This is a genomic window from Paenibacillus sp. HGH0039, assembly GCF_000411255.1.
GTDB lineage: Bacteria > Bacillota > Bacilli > Paenibacillales > NBRC-103111 > Paenibacillus_F.
In genome coordinates this window covers 1,981,945-1,998,264 of the sequence record NZ_KE150413.1, presented here as the reverse complement: position 1 = coordinate 1,998,264, position 16,320 = coordinate 1,981,945, and the positions used below count along the sequence as shown (strand labels likewise).

At 55.1% G+C, this 16,320-nt stretch carries 13 protein-coding genes; 2 read left to right on the top strand and 11 right to left on the bottom strand.

Features of this window, described 5'->3' with window-relative positions; translation table 11 throughout:
* Positions 1-6: 6 nt before the first annotated feature.
* From HMPREF1207_RS23545 to HMPREF1207_RS23500, 10 genes are all read right to left on the bottom strand, one after another.
* Positions 7-1,446, bottom strand: a complete 1,440-nt coding sequence (locus HMPREF1207_RS23545; protein WP_009674347.1) for a S41 family peptidase — start codon at positions 1,444-1,446, stop codon at positions 7-9.
* 131 nt (positions 1,447-1,577) lie between these two features.
* Positions 1,578-4,301 carry a DNA mismatch repair protein MutS gene (mutS, locus tag HMPREF1207_RS23540; protein WP_009674354.1) on the bottom strand — a complete coding sequence of 908 codons (2,724 nt, stop codon included), beginning with the start codon at positions 4,299-4,301 and terminating at the stop codon, positions 1,578-1,580.
* A gap of 52 nt (positions 4,302-4,353) precedes the next feature.
* Positions 4,354-5,862, bottom strand: coding sequence for a putative amidoligase domain-containing protein (locus tag HMPREF1207_RS23535; RefSeq protein WP_009674318.1), 1,509 nt, complete (start codon positions 5,860-5,862; stop codon positions 4,354-4,356).
* Between the two features lie 101 nt (positions 5,863-5,963).
* Positions 5,964-6,527: an outer spore coat protein CotE gene (locus tag HMPREF1207_RS23530; RefSeq protein ID WP_009674367.1), complete on the bottom strand. Its 564-nt coding sequence runs from the start codon at positions 6,525-6,527 to the stop codon at positions 5,964-5,966.
* A 1,093-nt stretch (positions 6,528-7,620) separates the two neighbouring features.
* The gene (locus HMPREF1207_RS30385) at positions 7,621-7,770 is read right to left on the bottom strand and encodes a hypothetical protein (protein WP_218229978.1); all 150 of its coding nucleotides are present in this window, start codon (positions 7,768-7,770) and stop codon (positions 7,621-7,623) included.
* A gap of 401 nt (positions 7,771-8,171) precedes the next feature.
* Positions 8,172-9,158, bottom strand: coding sequence for an aromatic acid exporter family protein (locus HMPREF1207_RS23520; protein WP_009674324.1), 987 nt, complete (start codon positions 9,156-9,158; stop codon positions 8,172-8,174).
* A gap of 108 nt (positions 9,159-9,266) precedes the next feature.
* Positions 9,267-10,151, bottom strand: a complete 885-nt coding sequence (locus HMPREF1207_RS23515) for an ABC transporter permease (RefSeq protein ID WP_009674361.1) — start codon at positions 10,149-10,151, stop codon at positions 9,267-9,269.
* Positions 10,148-10,939: an ABC transporter ATP-binding protein gene (locus HMPREF1207_RS23510; RefSeq protein ID WP_009674380.1), complete on the bottom strand. Its 792-nt coding sequence runs from the start codon at positions 10,937-10,939 to the stop codon at positions 10,148-10,150. The genes HMPREF1207_RS23515 and HMPREF1207_RS23510 overlap by 4 nt, the downstream gene beginning before the upstream one ends.
* Positions 10,940-11,024: 85 nt before the next feature.
* Entirely contained in the window at positions 11,025-12,032 is a 1,008-nt protein-coding gene (locus HMPREF1207_RS23505; RefSeq protein WP_009674379.1) for an ABC transporter substrate-binding protein, read from the bottom strand.
* A gap of 154 nt (positions 12,033-12,186) precedes the next feature.
* On the bottom strand, positions 12,187-13,707 hold the full coding sequence (locus HMPREF1207_RS23500) for a carboxypeptidase M32 (protein WP_009674330.1): 1,521 nt from the start codon (positions 13,705-13,707) through the stop codon (positions 12,187-12,189).
* Between the two features lie 110 nt (positions 13,708-13,817).
* Here HMPREF1207_RS23500 and HMPREF1207_RS23495 point away from each other — a divergent pair, with 110 nt between their 5' ends.
* On the top strand, positions 13,818-14,141 hold the full coding sequence (locus HMPREF1207_RS23495; protein WP_009674353.1) for an iron-sulfur cluster biosynthesis family protein: 324 nt from the start codon (positions 13,818-13,820) through the stop codon (positions 14,139-14,141).
* Positions 14,142-14,207: 66 nt separating this feature from the next.
* Complete coding sequence (locus HMPREF1207_RS23490; protein WP_009674331.1) at positions 14,208-14,810, top strand: beta-class carbonic anhydrase; 603 nt, start codon at positions 14,208-14,210, stop codon at positions 14,808-14,810.
* Positions 14,811-14,952: 142 nt separating this feature from the next.
* On the opposite strand, the gene HMPREF1207_RS23485 is transcribed toward HMPREF1207_RS23490, so the two are convergent.
* Positions 14,953-16,149, bottom strand: coding sequence for an MFS transporter (locus tag HMPREF1207_RS23485; protein ID WP_009674336.1), 1,197 nt, complete (start codon positions 16,147-16,149; stop codon positions 14,953-14,955).
* Positions 16,150-16,320: the final 171 nt, after the last annotated feature.

Sequence of the window (16,320 nt, the reverse complement as noted above, 5' to 3'; positions counted from 1 at the left end):
CTTAACCTACTCCTTCTCTGTTTCCAACTGCAAAAGATTATCGGCATCTTCCCAGTGCAGCTGCGGATAGATATCGTCGAATTTATCCAGATTGATGTAGCTCGTCCCGTTCTTAAGCAGAAGGGTGTCGGGCGACATCGCGAATGTGTGGATTCCTTTACCGGTGCTTATGTTAACGGCCTGTGCGGTCTGATTCCACTTGATATCGGCGCCGATCAGGGCAGCCAGCGTACGGGAAGCGACAAAGACGTTGCCTCCTTCGCGGATCGGTCTGTACGGCTCCGTCACTTCCACCTGATTGACGGTTACGTCATGCTTGGTTACCCGCACCTGGAAGGAATTCGTTCCCGCTTTGCGCAGGGCCGTAATGAGCTGGGCCGTATAGCCGTCCGCTTCGATGTCGGGCGCAATGCCGACTCCGTTGACCGGCTTCATTTTGGGCGTCAAATATTCTTCGAAGGTCACCTTCACGGCGCTTTCGTCGCTGAGACTGTGCAAGCTCTGCATGCTCCCCTTGCCATAGCTCTTCATGCCGATAACCTCGGCAACTCCATAGTCTCTCAGGGCACCGGCAAGCATTTCGGAAGCGCTGGCGCTGTTTTCGTTCATCAGCATAAATACCGGAAGGTTCTGAGTCGTCCCGCCTTTGATTTGCAGAGGCGTATCTTCGTTGTTACGGTTTTTCGTATGGGCGAAGACACCTTCCTTGATGAACTTGGAGGCGATATTCTGCGCCGATTCCACGAGACCGCCCGGGTTATCGCGCAAATCGATGACCAGCGATTTCATGCCCATTTTTTGCAGGGCCGAAAACGTCGCGTCGAAGATTTCATCGGCATCGCTTGAAAAGCTGTCGATTTTAATGTAACCGGTGCTTGGCGTTATGAGGTAGCCCTCCACGTTCGGCAAATGTATTTTCGCCCGGGTTAAAGTCAGGTTCAGCTCTTTGCCGTCACGCTTGACCGTCAGTTCGATTTTGGTTCCTTCGGGACCGAGAACACCGCTTACCACTTCGCTCAGGTTCTTTCCTTGCGTGGAAACGCCGGCGACTTTCAGAATGTAATCGCCTTTTTTTAGTCCGCCCTTCTCCGCAGGCGATCCTTCGAAAATCTTGTCCGCATACACGCCGATATCGTCATAACCCATCTGGGCGCCGATACCGTAATAATTGTTTTCCAGGCTGTCCGTAAATTTTTCCAGCTGTTCTTTAGTGAAGTATGTGGTGTACGGGTCCTTGGCGTTAATTTTTTTCAGCATGTCGGCAATGCTCAGACCTTTAAGCTCATCGGCCGTAATCCCGCTTACATGGTATTGGCCGAGTACTTGTCTTACTTCATCCGTTGTCTGCGCGCTCTCCTGAGCCCATGCCGAAGCAGGGATTACCGCACCGAACACTACTACGGCGGCTGCGGCCGTTTTTAATTTACGAAAACCGGGAAAACCCATTCATAATCACCCTTTTATTAAGATATGATGCGACAGGAAAACGGAGGCGGACCCTAGGTATCGCTTAATCCCGGCTTCGTGCGTCATCTTGTTGAGAATCATTTATTTGTAAAAAAAGCGGTTTTCCGCTGTCAGTTCTGTAGTTTTTTCTTCAGCTCGTAAATGACATTAATTGCCTGAAGCGGTGTAATGTTTAGCAGATCCAGCGCTTTAAGCTCCTCGATGACCGCTTGCGTCTGCGGGTCCGGCTTGGCGGAAGCCGCCTGTACCCGGACCGGCTTGGCCTCCTCGAAAAAGCTCAGCTGCTCTACGGCGGAGCGCTGGGACGCCGCTTCCTCCGGCGCACCGTAAGGAGCGCTCGCCTCCCCGGCCCCTGACGCATTCGCGGACGTACGGGCTGCAGGCGCCCCCGTCAGAACGCCCTCGCCGGATGACCCGGCTCCCGGTTCCGGCCCTTCGGCTGCCGCACGCGCCTCGAAAGTCTGCAGAAGTTCGTACGAGCGGGATATAATCCCGTCAGGCAGACCCGCGATCTGGGCGCAGTAGATGCCGTAGCTCGTACTGGCCGCGCCCCGGATCAGCTTGCGCAGGAACGTAACCTGCTGCCCGCTTTCCTTGACGGCCATGCAGTAATTCCGCAGCTGCGGAAGACTTTCTTCCAGATGGGCCAGCTCGTGAAAGTGTGTGGAGACGAGCGTTTTGCACCCGATCTCGTGATGGAGGAACTCGATGACCGCCTGGGCGATCGCCATGCCTTCTCCTGTCGAGGTTCCCCGGCCCAGCTCGTCGATAATGACGAGGCTGCGCTCGGTCGCCTTCTCCGTCATCACCTGAATGTCCATCATCTCCACCATGAACGTGCTCTGGCCGCCGATCAGATCGTCGGCTGCACCGATTCGCGTGAAAATGCGGTCGATGATCGGAATCTTGGCGCTGCTTGCCGGTACGAAGCAGCCGATCTGCGCCATCAGGCAGATGACGGCAACCTGCCGCATATACGTGCTTTTACCCGCCATGTTCGGGCCGGTAATCAGCAGCATGCTTCCGTCGCCGGCGGTAAGCTTCGTTTCGTTCTCGATGAACGCCCCGCTTTCAAGCACGGCCTCGACGACCGGATGCCTGCCTTCTTCGATGTGCAGATCGTAGCCGTCGCCGACCTCCGGACGGATAAACCGGTTGGACGCGCTCACCGCAGCCAACGACTGGTACACGTCCAGCTCCGCTATCGCCTCGGCCAGCTTCTGGAGGCGTCCGATCTGCGAGGAAATCCGTTCGCGAAGCTGCACGAACAGCTCGTACTCCAGATCGGTGCGTTTGTCCTCCGCTTCGAGAATAAGCGCTTCTTTCTCCTTCAATTCAGGAGTGACGAAGCGTTCGGCGTTCGCGAGTGTCTGCTTGCGCTCGTAGCGTCCTTCGGGAAGGGACCCCACGTTGGCCTTGGTTACCTCGATGTAGTAACCGAACACTTTGTTGTAGCCGACTTTGAGCGACCGAATGCCGGTCGCCTCGCGCTCGCTTCTTTCCAGCTCGGCGATCCACTTCTTCCCGTTGGTGCTCGCTTCGCGGAGCTGATCCAGGTAATCGTGATAGCCTTCGCGGATCATGCCTCCGTCGCGTACGGACACAGGCGGTTCGTCCTCGATGGCTCCGAGAATCATCTCCGAGATGTCGGAGCAGGGATCCATTTCGTCGACAAGCCGTTCGAGAACCTGGGCGCCCGCACCGGCGCAGACGTCCTTCAGACGGGGCACCTGCTCCAGCGAAACCCGGAGCGCGATCATGTCCCGGGCGTTGGCGCTTCCGTAAGCCATCCGGGCGACGAGCCGCTCCAGATCATACACTTCTTTCAAAACGGTGCGAAGATCGTCGCGCAAAATAAACTGTTTGTACAGCGTCTCCACCGCGTCATGCCGGCTGCGGATCGCATCGGCCTGCATCAGCGGTTTCTCGATCCAACGGCGCAGCATGCGGGCGCCCATGGCGGTGACCGTTTCGTCCAGCAGCCACAGAAGCGATCCCTTACGGCTGCGTTCCCGGACCGTTTCCACCAGCTCAAGATTGCGGCGCGTGAAAGGGTCCATCGTCATATACTGCTGGGGCGAGTAGGCGCGGATTTCTTTGATATGGGTCAAGCTCTGTTTCTGCGTTTCATGCAAATAGGCCAAGAGAAGCGAAACGACGCGTCTTGCGGAGGCGTCCAGCTTCCCGGCCGCCCCTTCTCCGAACTGCGGAGCGAGCTTGTCGTCCGCCGCCTGCTCCCACGCCGTAAACACCGTGGACTTCGCCGTAAGCGGAATCTGGCTCCGGACCCGGTCAAGAAGCGGACCGTCCCCGATAATCTCTGCCGGAGCGTACGCATTCAGCTCGTCGATCAGCATTTGGAACGAGTCCGACAAAGAGGTTGCATACAATTCTCCGGTGGACACGTCGCAGGCGCTGAAGCCGTACCGGCCGCCGACCTGTGCGACGGCCGCTATGTAATTGTTGCTCGCGTCCCCAAGCGTCTTGCCGTCCATCACGGTGCCCGGCGTCACGATCCGGACAATTTCCCGGCGGACGACGCCTTTGGCTGCGGAAGGGTCTTCGACCTGCTCGCAGATGGCGGCCTTGTAACCTTTCTCTATGAGACGGGAAATATAATTGTCCGCGGAATGATAGGGAACCCCGCACATGGGGATCCGTTCTTCCGTACCGCCTCCGCGCCCCGTCAAGGTTATCTCCAGCTCGCGGGAAGCGTTGATGGCGTCTTCGAAAAACAATTCATAGAAATCTCCCAAACGGAAAAACAAAAAAGCATCCGGCACCTGAGCCTTGATTGCCAGATACTGTTGGATCATGGGTGTGTATTGAGTCATTCTAAACCTCCGACGAAACGTTCAGCGGATAAGGCTGTCTATGATTCTTCTATTATAGCATGTTTTCCTGCGCGGCATCCTGTTTCCGTCCGTAGGGACCGATTTTCCAGCTCCTCCGGAAATCGGCGAGTTCCTGCCAGCCTTCCATGCGCCGCGACTGTTCCCTCAGCGGACGCAGATACCTTGCGAATTCCCCGTACATGGGCTGTTTCTCGAGATCGGCCCATACGCTTTCCGCGGCATCCGCCAGGCCCGGCTTATTGCCGGCATAATAATTCTCCTGAGCCTCCATATCGTCCAGCGGCCTTTGGTCCAGCTCGAAATAACGGTCTGCGATAATTCGCGCAAGCGCGAACACGCCGAGGGTTATTTCGGGCGAAACCAGCCAGCTCGGAAGCGTCCGGTACTCAAACCCGCCGTGCCGCTGCCGGCGGTAATCCCCCAGCAGCCCGTAGCGCGGTCGGCGCAGCGCGGTCGTCTCTCCCTCGATCATCGTAAGAGGGAGCGCCAGGTAGTTATCCAGCGCGCGCAGCAGGTGCGAATTCAGCCAACAGCGGCTGAAATGTACATGCCCGCCAAGCGGGAAGCCCGGCAGCGGCATACCGCCGGCGATCCAGGCGAGGCTGTCGTCGCCGATCTTGCGCGCGGCCGTACGCATCGTCCGGCGCAGGTTGGCGGCCAGCTGCGCCGGTTCGCTGCTCGGCTGCGGACGCAGCTCGGCCAGCGGCAGAATGAGGCGGTGGCCGCTGAGCACGATCGCGTCGCAGCCGACCTGTCCTTCCCGCTCCAGATACTTGGAGGCGGACACGACTTTGCCGCTCGGATTAACCAGCAGAAACTCGGGATCGCTCCCGAGTACCGCCGGCTCCGTCCGCGCCAGCTCCTGCGAGAGCTGCACGGCGTATCGCCCGATGGCGTGCGCAAAGAGCGCCGCCAGCGGCTGATCCGGCCGCGGCGATGGATCTACCCGCAGCACGAGCGTCCTGCCGGAAGGCTCGATCGCGATATGCACAAGGCCGTAGTCGAGGCCGAGCGCGTACACCGCCTTGACCGACTCGCGGACGGCGCGCTGGGTGTGAAACGTCTGCTGCTCCAGGCTGACTTCCTGAAAACCGGACGGCTCTGTTCCGGCCGAGCCCGGAAGGAGCAGCAGGTTGTTTTTCTGCCGGTAAACGGCGAGGGCCTCCATATGGAAAACCGCTATGCGGTATTCGTAGGAATACGGCCCGCCTCCCCGGTGGATGCCGCGATCACGGCGACCGGCCTCCGTATCTCCCCGGGAGCCGTGGATCGTCCGGATGCCGTGTACGGTAAGCTGCATCCTCGCGTCCTCTTCCCTCACCGCCAGGGAGACCGCTTCCGGAGGCTGCAGCAGAGCGCGCCGCGGCATTGCGGCCAAATCCCGCGCCTGCTCCGCCGATAGTTTGCCCCAGGCTGCGATTCTCACAGGCGTCTTCTCCGGAAGCTTTTCCCCATGCGGAATGTTCAGGAGATCCAATTCCCGGCTCATGACGGAAACCGTCTGCTTATCCCGCCCGGAGTATAGCACGAAGAGCTGCATAGTCGTCCTCCTCCCGGCTGCCCATTTTTACCCGGAGAAACAAAAAAGAGGGCAAACGCCCTCTGCCCCAGCTTCTTCCGGTGCATAAGATGAAGTAACCTTTAACTTAAATCATCTTCCAGCAGATCGGGGTTTAAATCTTCGAAATCTCCATCATCGCTGATGAGATCGAAGTCTACATGCTTCTCTTCGAAATCTCCGCCGTTCGGATCCACGATCACGTGCACCTTCGTTTCCGCCGTCAGCTCCACATGGAATTCGCGCTCTACGCGGATCAGCACGTTACCGCCTCCGGAGATGCTCGCTTCCACACAGTTCGGTTCCTGCGTTGCGACCGCAGAAACTTCCGCTGTGGCAGACTTGTGCCGCTTGTCGAGGTACGACAAACCGACTACCTCCGCATAAGATACCGTTTCTTTCGCGACATCGGTTTTCGTATTCCGATCATACGAATACCAGATGTTGATATCGTAAGTACCGACGACCTCGACTCCCTCTCCAGACTTGACGGCTTCGTACTGATTGTTGATGATCCAGGCGCCTAAGATACTGGTTGGAGCATGAGGCGGAGTCACGGTATGACTTACGTGCGAAAATTTGCGTCCTTTGCCGCAGACAGCTTTCACAATGATCTCTCTGCTTTGCAAATTTCTATCTATTGACATCCTTTCAACCTCCTCCATGCAATCATTCATTACAAGTGTATGCAGGACATAGGCGATTGTTGATTGAACGGACGCAATCAAATCAAGATAATTTGTAAATTCCGCATTAAATCAAGCTTCGTCTTCTTATAATAGTTAAATGGAAATAAACCGATCCAGATGAAATCGGGCCCCATTACAGTCACTCTTCAATAACCAGCTGCGGTTGAACGCAGCTGGTTATCCTTTTGTCCCGCTTCCCAGACCGTGCTTTAGCCGTGTCCTGTTTCCGCTGCCCTAAGCCCCCAAACCATCGACAACCATTCCTCATGGCACTTAGAACAGCTGCTTTCGCCCGCTGCATACGGAATCGTTACCGGGGATAAGAAGAACCCCGCTCGAATATTCAGCACCAAGGATAACTTTCATGCACGCTTCAGCGGAAGTGTTTTAACTTTGCGGATTACCGGACTAATATCCGGCATATGTGAAAGCCCGAGCTCCAATATCGGTGCTCGGACTTGATTTTTTCAAGCATTGTACGTATGCGGCCTACACTTATTTCAATGCCTTTCATCACGGGATAATTATGCCTGTTATCTTATACGGCCGGATCTGGGGCTGACATCTTACGGGTTAAGTGAATCTTTTGAATAAAAAAAGCCCCTAAAAAGGGGCCTCCAATAGTGAGGTATCTCATTGTCCGCTATCACTTTATGAACCCTATAAAATTTTGATTGGACTTAGTTGATAGACACTAAACGGCTGCCCCTCCGCATTAACCTCTTTTTCTAAAAATAGGTTATCGTCCTTTCATGCATTAGATACCTGTCATAGGATGATCTTGTATTAAACATTCCGAGGAGGTATCTTAAATGAATTGTCCAAAGAGAAAGAGATGTCACAAAAAAACGGTTATCGTGTGTAAACCGAAGAGAAAAAATAAAATCGTCATTGTCAAAAAGAAAATCGTAAAAGTATCCTGTCCCCCGCCTACCGTAAACGTAACGCCTATTCCTGGACCCCAAGGACTTCCCGGTCCTCAAGGCCCGCAAGGACCCCAAGGTCCTGCCGGCCTAACAGGGCCCCAGGGAATCCAAGGTCCCGCCGGTCCTCAAGGACCCCAGGGACCCGCAGGCGGAATTTCATCGTTTGCCTTTGTGTGCAGCACAGCGGCGCAGACGATAGCCGCGGCAGCCGAACCGGGGGGGCAAGGCGGGGCCGTATCCTTTAACGACTCCGTCATCAGTGCGACAGCCGTCACATTCGCACCTCCGTCCAGCATTATCATAAATGAAAATGGATTTTATAAAATAACGTATGAGGTGTTCCCTACAGCCGGGAATAACGCTTTCGGCTTGTTCTTTGACCCGGACGCGGCTGGCCCGACCCCTGCGGCCCTGGTTCCCTGCAGTAACTATGGAACCGGTGCCGGAAACAATCCATACACCGGGCAGGTTATCGTTCAATTAACAGCCGGCGGAGTATTGACCTTAAACCGGATAGATAATACGGGGGCTTTAACTTTACAAAACGCAATCGGCGGAGGAACACCAACCGTAAGCGCTTCTCTTTCAATCGAGAAACTGGCATAGTCTTCCTATCAATAATATAAAAATCCCCCGGCCGTCAGGCTCGGGGGAGTCGCCAAGGGCAACAACATGATCAGGAGCGCGCGGACGCGGGCTTCTGTTTTTTTTGCTTTTTGGCGATGTTCAAATAATAGCTCAGTTCCCGGGTCAACTGCTGGAGGGCCGCTCTTGCCTCGAACTCGGAAAGCGTCTGCGGCAGCGTCTCCATCTTGAAGTTCGCCTGCAGGGCGGCCAGCTTTTTCTCCGAACGTCCGGTGTAGTAGTCTACTTTGCAGTCTTTGCTAAGCTCTTCGAAAATAGAAGCGAGACTTTCCCCGAGAGGCAGTTCCCGGCTGACCTGGGACACCAGCAGCGCCATCCGCTGAAGGGATTCGAACTGCTCGTTGCGCATGTAAAAATAGAGCTGCATGTCCGTATACGTATGAGTGCCGAAAAGCAGCGCGTTCTCAATCGATCGGCTGGCCGTTTCGGTTCCCGTTTTCAGCACTTCGTCCAGCTCGAGGAGTTCCTTCCCGTTCCAGACGACAGTCGTATCCCTTAGATGTTCGGCAATATGCAGAAACACATCCGAGAAAAGCCCCTCGACTTTGGACCGGTAAAACTCGATTTCTTTGTCCGCTTTGGGCATATACGAAATGTTGATCAGCGTGGCGCTTCCCAGTCCGACGATCAGAAGGATGATTTCATTTAAAATAAGCGGGGGGCTGATCAACTGCGCATTATAAATGTGAAAAATGGTTACGGAAGCCGTGACCGCTCCGTCGCTCAGCTTTATCCGGTGCAAGACCGGGAAAACGATAAGTACGAACAAACTGAGCACCCAAACGTGGAAGCCGAGCAGGCTGAACAGGACGGATGCGAAAAGGACGGCCAGAATGGAAGCCGCGATCCGCTGAAAAGCGTTGTTGATGCCTCTGCGCTTCGTTACCTGAATACCCAAAATAGCAAGAAGCCCTGCGGAATTGGGGCTGGTTAAGCCGATCCACCGGGCCAAAGTAATCGATACGATGACGGCCAGAGCCGTTTTTAAGACGCGAATGCCGATGAAAGGAATGTTCATAGATGTTTGCTCCGTCTAGTGGATTTTTTCTGTTTCGATTATTCCATGTTCGGCGATATTGTTCAAGTCTACCGGTCACAAGAGCGGCAATTTATGCTTCTCTCAGACTTACCGGCGGGACATCAATTTATTCTCCAAATAGACGACGGCCTGATACATAAAGGTCGCGACGATCGCGATCACGACCAGACTTGCTATGACGAGAGTGAAGTTGAACACCTGGAATCCGTACACGATGAGGTAGCCGAGTCCCATTTTGGAAACCAGGAACTCGCCGACAATGACCCCGACCCAGGCAAGGCCGACGTTCGCTTTCAACGTTGCCACTATCGTGGGAAACGACGCGGGAAGGATCACTTTGCGGAAGACCTCGCCCCGGCTCCCCCCAAAGATGCGGACGACTTTCACGTAATTGTCGTCGACTTCCTTGAAGCTCCCGTACACCACCAGTGTCGTAATGATGACGGTAATCGAGAGCGTGGTCGCGATAATGGACAGCATCCCGGGACCGAAGCCGACGATAAACAGCGGACCCAGCGCCACTTTCGGCATGCTGTTCAGCACGACGATGTACGGATCGAGCACGCGGGACAGGAAGGGCGACCACCAGAGCAGCATCGCCAGCGCCGTCCCGAAAAGCGTGCCGAGCACGAAGCCGACAACCGTCTCATAGACGGTATATCCCGTGTGGGGAAAAATGGAGCCGTCCGCGATTTTGGAAGCCAGGAGAACAAAAACTTTGCTCGGATAGCTGAACAGCAGCACATCGATCCATTTCAGGCGGCCCGCGGCTTCCCATACGCCCAGGCTGATCACAAGGATGAGCAGTTGGGTGACACGGACACGAACCGCAACTTTGCGTTTGGCCTCCAGATGGGCCGCATGGATCGTATCCGCAAGCGTTCCGCCGTCTGTATGCTTCTGGCCGTGCGCCTGTGCGTGGATACCGGCTACTTGATTCTGTGCGGTTTCATCTGCCGGTTGATGGCTCACGTTTCCGCCTCCTTTCCGCCCATACGCTCGAATTCCTGCCATATCTCGTGGAAAAGCTCGTGAAATCCCGGCTTTTCTCTCGCTTCGAAAGGCAGCGTCTGCCGGATGTGCTCCGGGACGGCAATCTCCCGCCGGATCCGGCCCGGGTGCGGTTCAAGCAGGATAATCCGGTCGCTCATCGCGATGGCTTCCGTGATATCATGCGTGACGAGCAGCGCCGTTTTGCCCCGTGAACGGAGCGTCTGCACGACGAGATCCTCCAGCTGCAGCTTAGTCTGGTAATCGAGCGCGGAGAACGGCTCATCCAGAAGCAGCAGCTCGGGCCTCGCCGCCAGCGTCCGGACGAGGGCGACGCGCTGCCTCATTCCGCCCGATAACTGGGCAGGCCGGTAATCGCGGAATGGGGCAAGCCCCATCTCCTCCAGGAGATGATCGACGTACGCCCCCGTTTCCTTGTTCAGCCTGCCCAGCAGCTCGAGTCCGATGACGGCATTGCCGTAAATTGTCCTCCACGGAAACAGGTAATCCTGCTGAAGCATATACCCGACCCGGGAAGTAGGGGAATCCATTTCCCGGCCGTTAATCCGCACCTGCCCCCGGGTGGGCCGGATCAAACCGGCGATAATGGACAAAAGCGTCGTTTTACCGCAACCGCTCGGGCCAAGCAGGCTGACGAATTCACCCGGCCGGATGGTCAGTTCGATGTTTTCCAAGGCCGGATTCGCCTGGGCGTCCGACACGTACACATGCGTCATGCCGCTAACTTGAACCGTGGCCGCTGTATCCATGGTCGCATCCCTCCTTATCCGCTTGCACGAGAATGACCCCCGCAGCCAAAGCCGGCAGCCGCGGCACTAAGCAGGCCGTGCCTGCTCACTTCACATTCACCTTGGCTTTCTCGGCAAAACTGTTGTCCACCAGCGTGCTCCAATCGGCCTTCGCTTTCAGCTCACCTGCCTGAGTCATGACGTCCTGGAGGTTGTTCCATTCCGCTTCGTCGATGACGGGGTCGCCGGCGTAGGTGTTCTGGTCTTTATACCGTTTCACCACGCTTCTCACGATTTCCGGATCGGTATCTTTAAAATAAGGCAGAACCGCATCCGCGATTTCGTTGACGCTTTTCGTATGCATCCAGTTCTGGGCCCGCTGTACGGCATTCGTAAACTTCTGAACCGCGTTCGGATTTTTCTTGATAAAACTTTGTTTCGCCATGTAAACGGTATACGGCAGTTTGCCGCTTTCGACTCCGAACGAGGCCAGGACGTAGCCTCTTCCCTCTTTCTCGAAAACGGACGCCTGGGGTTCGAAAAGCTGGACATATTCCCCGGTTCCGGAAGAAAAAGCGGAAGAAATGTTCGCAAAATCGACATTCTGGATCAGGTTTAAGTCCTTATGAGGGTCAATGCCGTGCTTGCGCAGCGCAAACTCTCCGGCCATTTGCGGCATTCCGCCCTTGCGCTGGCCGAGGAAGGTTTTTCCTTTAAGCGCGCTCCAGTCGAAATTTCCGGCCGGTTTCGTGCGCGATACGAGAAAGGTGCCGTCCGTCTGCGTAAGCTGGGCAAAGTTGATGACGGGATCGTCGCTTCCCTGCTGATGCACATAAATCGACGTTTCCGATCCGACCAGCGCCACGTCGATTCCGCCGGACAGGAGTGTGGTCATCGTTTTGTCCCCTCCGGCCGTAGTCGTCAGATCCACTTCCAGTCCCTCATCTTTGAAAAAGCCTTGCGAAAGCGCGACATATTGAGGCGCGTAAAAGATCGATCTCGTGACTTCACCGATACGGATTTTGCTGACTTCTTCCTGTTTCGAGCAGCCCGGCAGAACCAATCCCGCCAACAGCACCGACAGCAGGAGGAAGACGATAGATCTTCGTTTCATGGCGTCTCCTCCATTCTTCTTGATTGCTATCAGCATATGCACAAGCAGGCGGGCGGGTTAACGGACGGAAGGCCCTCTGGGCAAAAAAAACCGCCCCGAAAGGCGGTGGCCGAAGCAGCCAACGTCATCCGGGGCGGTTTTTTTACAACTTCTATTAGCTTAAGCCGTAGAGCGGCTTATATTTGTCCTTGAGGTAATCCACCAGATACTGCGGATTGAGATCCTCGCCCGTCACGCGGCGGACGATCTCGTTAGGCGTCTGGGATTTTCCGTAGCGGTAAATGTGCTCGACCAGGAACTGTTTGATCGGAGCGAAATCGCCTTTGGCCAGCAGCTCGTCAAACGCCGGAATCTCTTTGCGCAGCGTGTTGGTGAACTGGGCGGCATACATGTTGCCGAGCGCGTAAGACGGGAAGTACCCGAAGGAGCCGCCGGCCCAGTGCACATCCTGAAGCACGCCTTCCGCGTTCGTGTCCGCCTCGATGCCCAGGTACTCGCGGTATTTCGCGTTCCAGGCTTCGGGCAGGTCGGCGACATTGAGCTCGCCGCTGAACAGCGCTTTTTCAAGCTCGTAGCGGATCATGATGTGGAGATTGTAGGTCAGTTCGTCCGCTTCGATCCGGATCAGTGAAGGCTCGGTATGGTTAATCGCCCGGTAAAACGCCTCTTCGCTCACGTTATCGAACTGTCCCGGGAAGGTCCGCTGCAGGTCGGCGTAGTAGCGGGACCAGAACTCGCGGCTTCTTCCTACCATATTCTCCCAGAAACGGGATTGTGACTCGTGAATGCCCATCGATGTTCCCGTGCAAAGATTCGTTCCGATCAAATCTTCCGAAATGTTCTGCTCATAGAGCGCATGTCCGCACTCGTGAATCGTACCGAAGAGCGCGCTTGTCGCGTCCTCAGGCAAATAACGGGTCGTAATCCGGACATCGCCCGGATTCAGGCCGGTCGCGAACGGATGAACGGTTTCGTCCAGACGTCCCGCTTCGAAGTCGTAACCCAGTTCCTTTAAGATGAACAACGAGAAATGCTTCTGCTTCTCCTTGTCGAACGTCTGGCGCAGGAACGAACGGTCCGGCTGCGGCGCTTTCTTGATTTCGGCCAGGAGAGGCACCACTTCGCTGCGGAGAGCCCCAAACACTTCGTCCAGCTTCTCGACGGTCATGCCCGGTTCGTACATATCGAGAAGGGTATTGTATTTATGCCCTTTGTAGCCCCAGAGGTCGACGAATTCCAGGTTCGTCTCCACGATTTTTTCCAAGTAAGGCTGGAACATGGCGAAATCGTTCTTCTCCTTCGCCTCTTCCCAGACGCTTTCCGCTTTGGAAGTCAGTACGACGTATTCTTGATACTTCTCAGGCGGAATCTTTTTGCTGCGGTCAAATTCCTTCTTCGCTTCGTGAACGATGCGGCAGTTCGTTTCGTCCAGTTCCTCGATGCGTGCCGTATCGGAGAAGAAATCCAGGTATTCGCCCATTTGGTCGGATACCGATAACCGGAACGCTTCGGTGGACAGCTCGCCGATGACTTCGGAACGCTCGGATGCCCCCTTCTTGGGAGCGCCGGTGCGCAAGTCCCAATAAATGAGGCCGACTGCTTCTTCATAATGTTTGATTTTACGTATGTATTTGCGGAATTCATCCAGTTTGCCCTGATAGTCTGTCTGGCTCATGGTGGATTCTCCTTTCACTAAACAGGTATACTGTCATCATACTTTCTATGCGGGAGATAATCAAATTCTTCCGTTTGTGATACAATTGATAAAAAGGAGGGAGCTTACGCATGTACATTCACTTTAGCGAAGCGGCCGTCGAAGCCCTTACAAACCGTCTGCCCCAGGATGCGATCCTCAGGCTGTTCTACGATACGGAAGGCTGCGGATGCGCCCTGGCCGGGGTAGCCGCTCTTCAAATCCAGGCCGCCCATACCGAAGGCGACGTAGATGCGCGGAGCAATGCGTTCACCGTGCAGTACGATCCCCGCAAAGAAGTTTTCTTCGAGGAAAATCTGTCGGTCGACTACATGCCCCAGCGGGGAACCTATGTCCTGAAAAGCAGCCAGCAGACCTACAATCCGGCCATGAGACTGGTCAACTGCGTAAATTAGCACAAGACGGCCCTCAGGCTGTCTTTGCCATAAAAAGAAACCATACAAAAGAAGCGGAGGATTTATATGAGTTTGATATCCGAAATTCTCAATTACAATGAATCGTTTGTGGAATCCAAAGAGTACGAACAGTATTTGACAACCAAGTTTCCCGACAAACGGATGGTTATCCTGACCTGTATGGACACCCGTCTGGTGGAACTGCTTCCCAAGGCGATGAACCTGCGCAACGGCGATTCCAAGATTATTAAAAACGCCGGCGCTCTTGTCTCCCACCCTTTCGGAAGTATTATGCGGAGCATTATCGTGGCCGTATATGAACTGGACGCCGATGAAGTACTCGTAATCGGACACCGCGACTGCGGCATGACCGGCTTGAACTCGGAGAAGGTTCTGAGCAAGGCGCGGGAACGCGGCGTGCAAACCGAAGTGCTGGACACCCTGCATAACTCCGGCATCAACCTCGACAAGTGGCTGACGGGTTTCGAGCATATCGACGAAGCGGTCATCGGAAGCGTGAACATTATCCGCAATCACCCGCTCCTGCCGAAAAACCTTCCGGTACACGGCCTGGTCATGAACCCGCAGACGGGTAAACTCGACCTGCTTACGGAAGGATACGACGCCACCCCCGTAAAAACGAATCCGGAAGAGTATCCGTTCATTTAATTGCCCGGAACGTCACTCGTCCCACCTGTCTACATACAAAAAAACCGCCTTTTGGCGGCAGGCGCTGCAAACGCATCGCGCCCGCCCGAAGGCGGTTTTTTTATTGAAATACCCGTGGTCGTTAGCGGCCGGACCCGCTGCTTTAGGAAGCTGGCGAGGAAGGGTCCGATCTCCGCGTTTTTTTGTAGACCGCCTCGATGACAGCAAGACCGAGCAGATAGAAAACGGCGAAGCCGACCGTCATCCAGAGCGCCCGGGAAGTGCCCGCCTGATCCATGACATATCCGATCAACGCCGGGAAAACGGCTCCCCCGAGACCCGCCAGTCCGGTAATCAGACTTGTCACAAGCCGGGCAAGACCCGGAAACGTATGATTGGCATACACCATCGTAATCGAATACACGCCGGACAGCAGCAATCCGAGCGCAACAATCAGCACATACCCGGTCCAAATGTTTTGCAGCACGATGAAAGCGGCCAGCACAATCAGGCTGCTTGCCATACTGATAAACAGAAACCGGCTGTAAGTGATTTTGCGGATAATCCAGCCCGTGGCGAGACGTCCCAGTACCATCGCGCCCCAGAACAGACCGACGCTGAGTGCCGCAAGGAAAGGCGCCGCATCCAGGTACGAGATAAAGATGGAAGACAGGAAATTGTTCATGCTTCCTTCGATGCCGCAGTACATAAAAATCATAAACCCGAAGAAAACGAGCAGCAGCCATTTCAGACGGGCCGAAATGTTTTCGGGCGGCGCCATGTTGCTCGCATCCTTCGCGGCGTTGTCGTCGAGATCCGTTTTGGAGTAGGTAATAAAGACCCACACTCCCGTCATCGCAAGGGCCATGACTCCCGTAACCACGAACGAGTATCTCCACAGATCCATCGAGATCAGCAGGCTGGAGATGACGGGCATCAGCAGAGCCCCCAGGCCGAACGAGACTTCCAGGTAGCTCATCACAACCGCCCGGCGCCCCACAAAAACCTCCATCATGAGCGTCGCCACAATCGTTTCGACGGCAGCCGTTCCGAGACAATTCATAAAATTGATAACCAGCATGGCCGAAAACGGCGGCAGCGACCACATCATAAACTGGGAACCGGCAATAATCAGACACGCCAGCGCCAAAATCTGCTTTTCGCTAAAACGGTTTAACAAAAGAGTCGCCACCGGCACCCCCACCAGAAATCCGATGGAGCCCCAGAAAACAAGCTGGCCTCCCATTGTGTAAGTAACTTCGTAATGCCGTAAAATTTGCGGCAGCACGGAACCGATCGTGGTGATAACCAGTCCCGCCAGAAAATACATGACATAGGATGCCTGCGCAAAACGTTTCAACTCCGACTCACTCCTCTATCGACAGGGCTGTTCTATCCCCTAAGCGCCCGATCGCATTCTGTATAAGCGCCCTCATCCCTACTTCCGGATTAATGCGTCCTCTCTATGCTAGTAAAGGAAGCGGAATTTTACAACGAAATATTTTTCCCAAAATTATACAATAGGAGAAAA

Bases quoted from the DNA above. Each gene is read 5' to 3' on its own strand.
- HMPREF1207_RS23530 (WP_009674367.1), bottom strand. From the start codon at position 6,527: ATGTCAATAGATAGAAATTTGCAAAGCAGAGAGATCATTGTGAAAGCT.
- HMPREF1207_RS23490 (WP_009674331.1), top strand. From the start codon at position 14,208: ATGAGTTTGATATCCGAAATTCTCAATTACAATGAATCGTTTGTGGAA.
- HMPREF1207_RS23495 (WP_009674353.1), top strand. From the start codon at position 13,818: ATGTACATTCACTTTAGCGAAGCGGCCGTCGAAGCCCTTACAAACCGT.
- HMPREF1207_RS23510 (WP_009674380.1), bottom strand. From the start codon at position 10,939: ATGGATACAGCGGCCACGGTTCAAGTTAGCGGCATGACGCATGTGTAC.
- HMPREF1207_RS23505 (WP_009674379.1), bottom strand. From the start codon at position 12,032: ATGAAACGAAGATCTATCGTCTTCCTCCTGCTGTCGGTGCTGTTGGCG.
- HMPREF1207_RS23520 (WP_009674324.1), bottom strand. From the start codon at position 9,158: ATGAACATTCCTTTCATCGGCATTCGCGTCTTAAAAACGGCTCTGGCC.
- mutS (WP_009674354.1), bottom strand. From the start codon at position 4,301: ATGACTCAATACACACCCATGATCCAACAGTATCTGGCAATCAAGGCT.
- HMPREF1207_RS23545 (WP_009674347.1), bottom strand. From the start codon at position 1,446: ATGGGTTTTCCCGGTTTTCGTAAATTAAAAACGGCCGCAGCCGCCGTA.
- HMPREF1207_RS23535 (WP_009674318.1), bottom strand. From the start codon at position 5,862: ATGCAGCTCTTCGTGCTATACTCCGGGCGGGATAAGCAGACGGTTTCC.
- HMPREF1207_RS23500 (WP_009674330.1), bottom strand. From the start codon at position 13,707: ATGAGCCAGACAGACTATCAGGGCAAACTGGATGAATTCCGCAAATAC.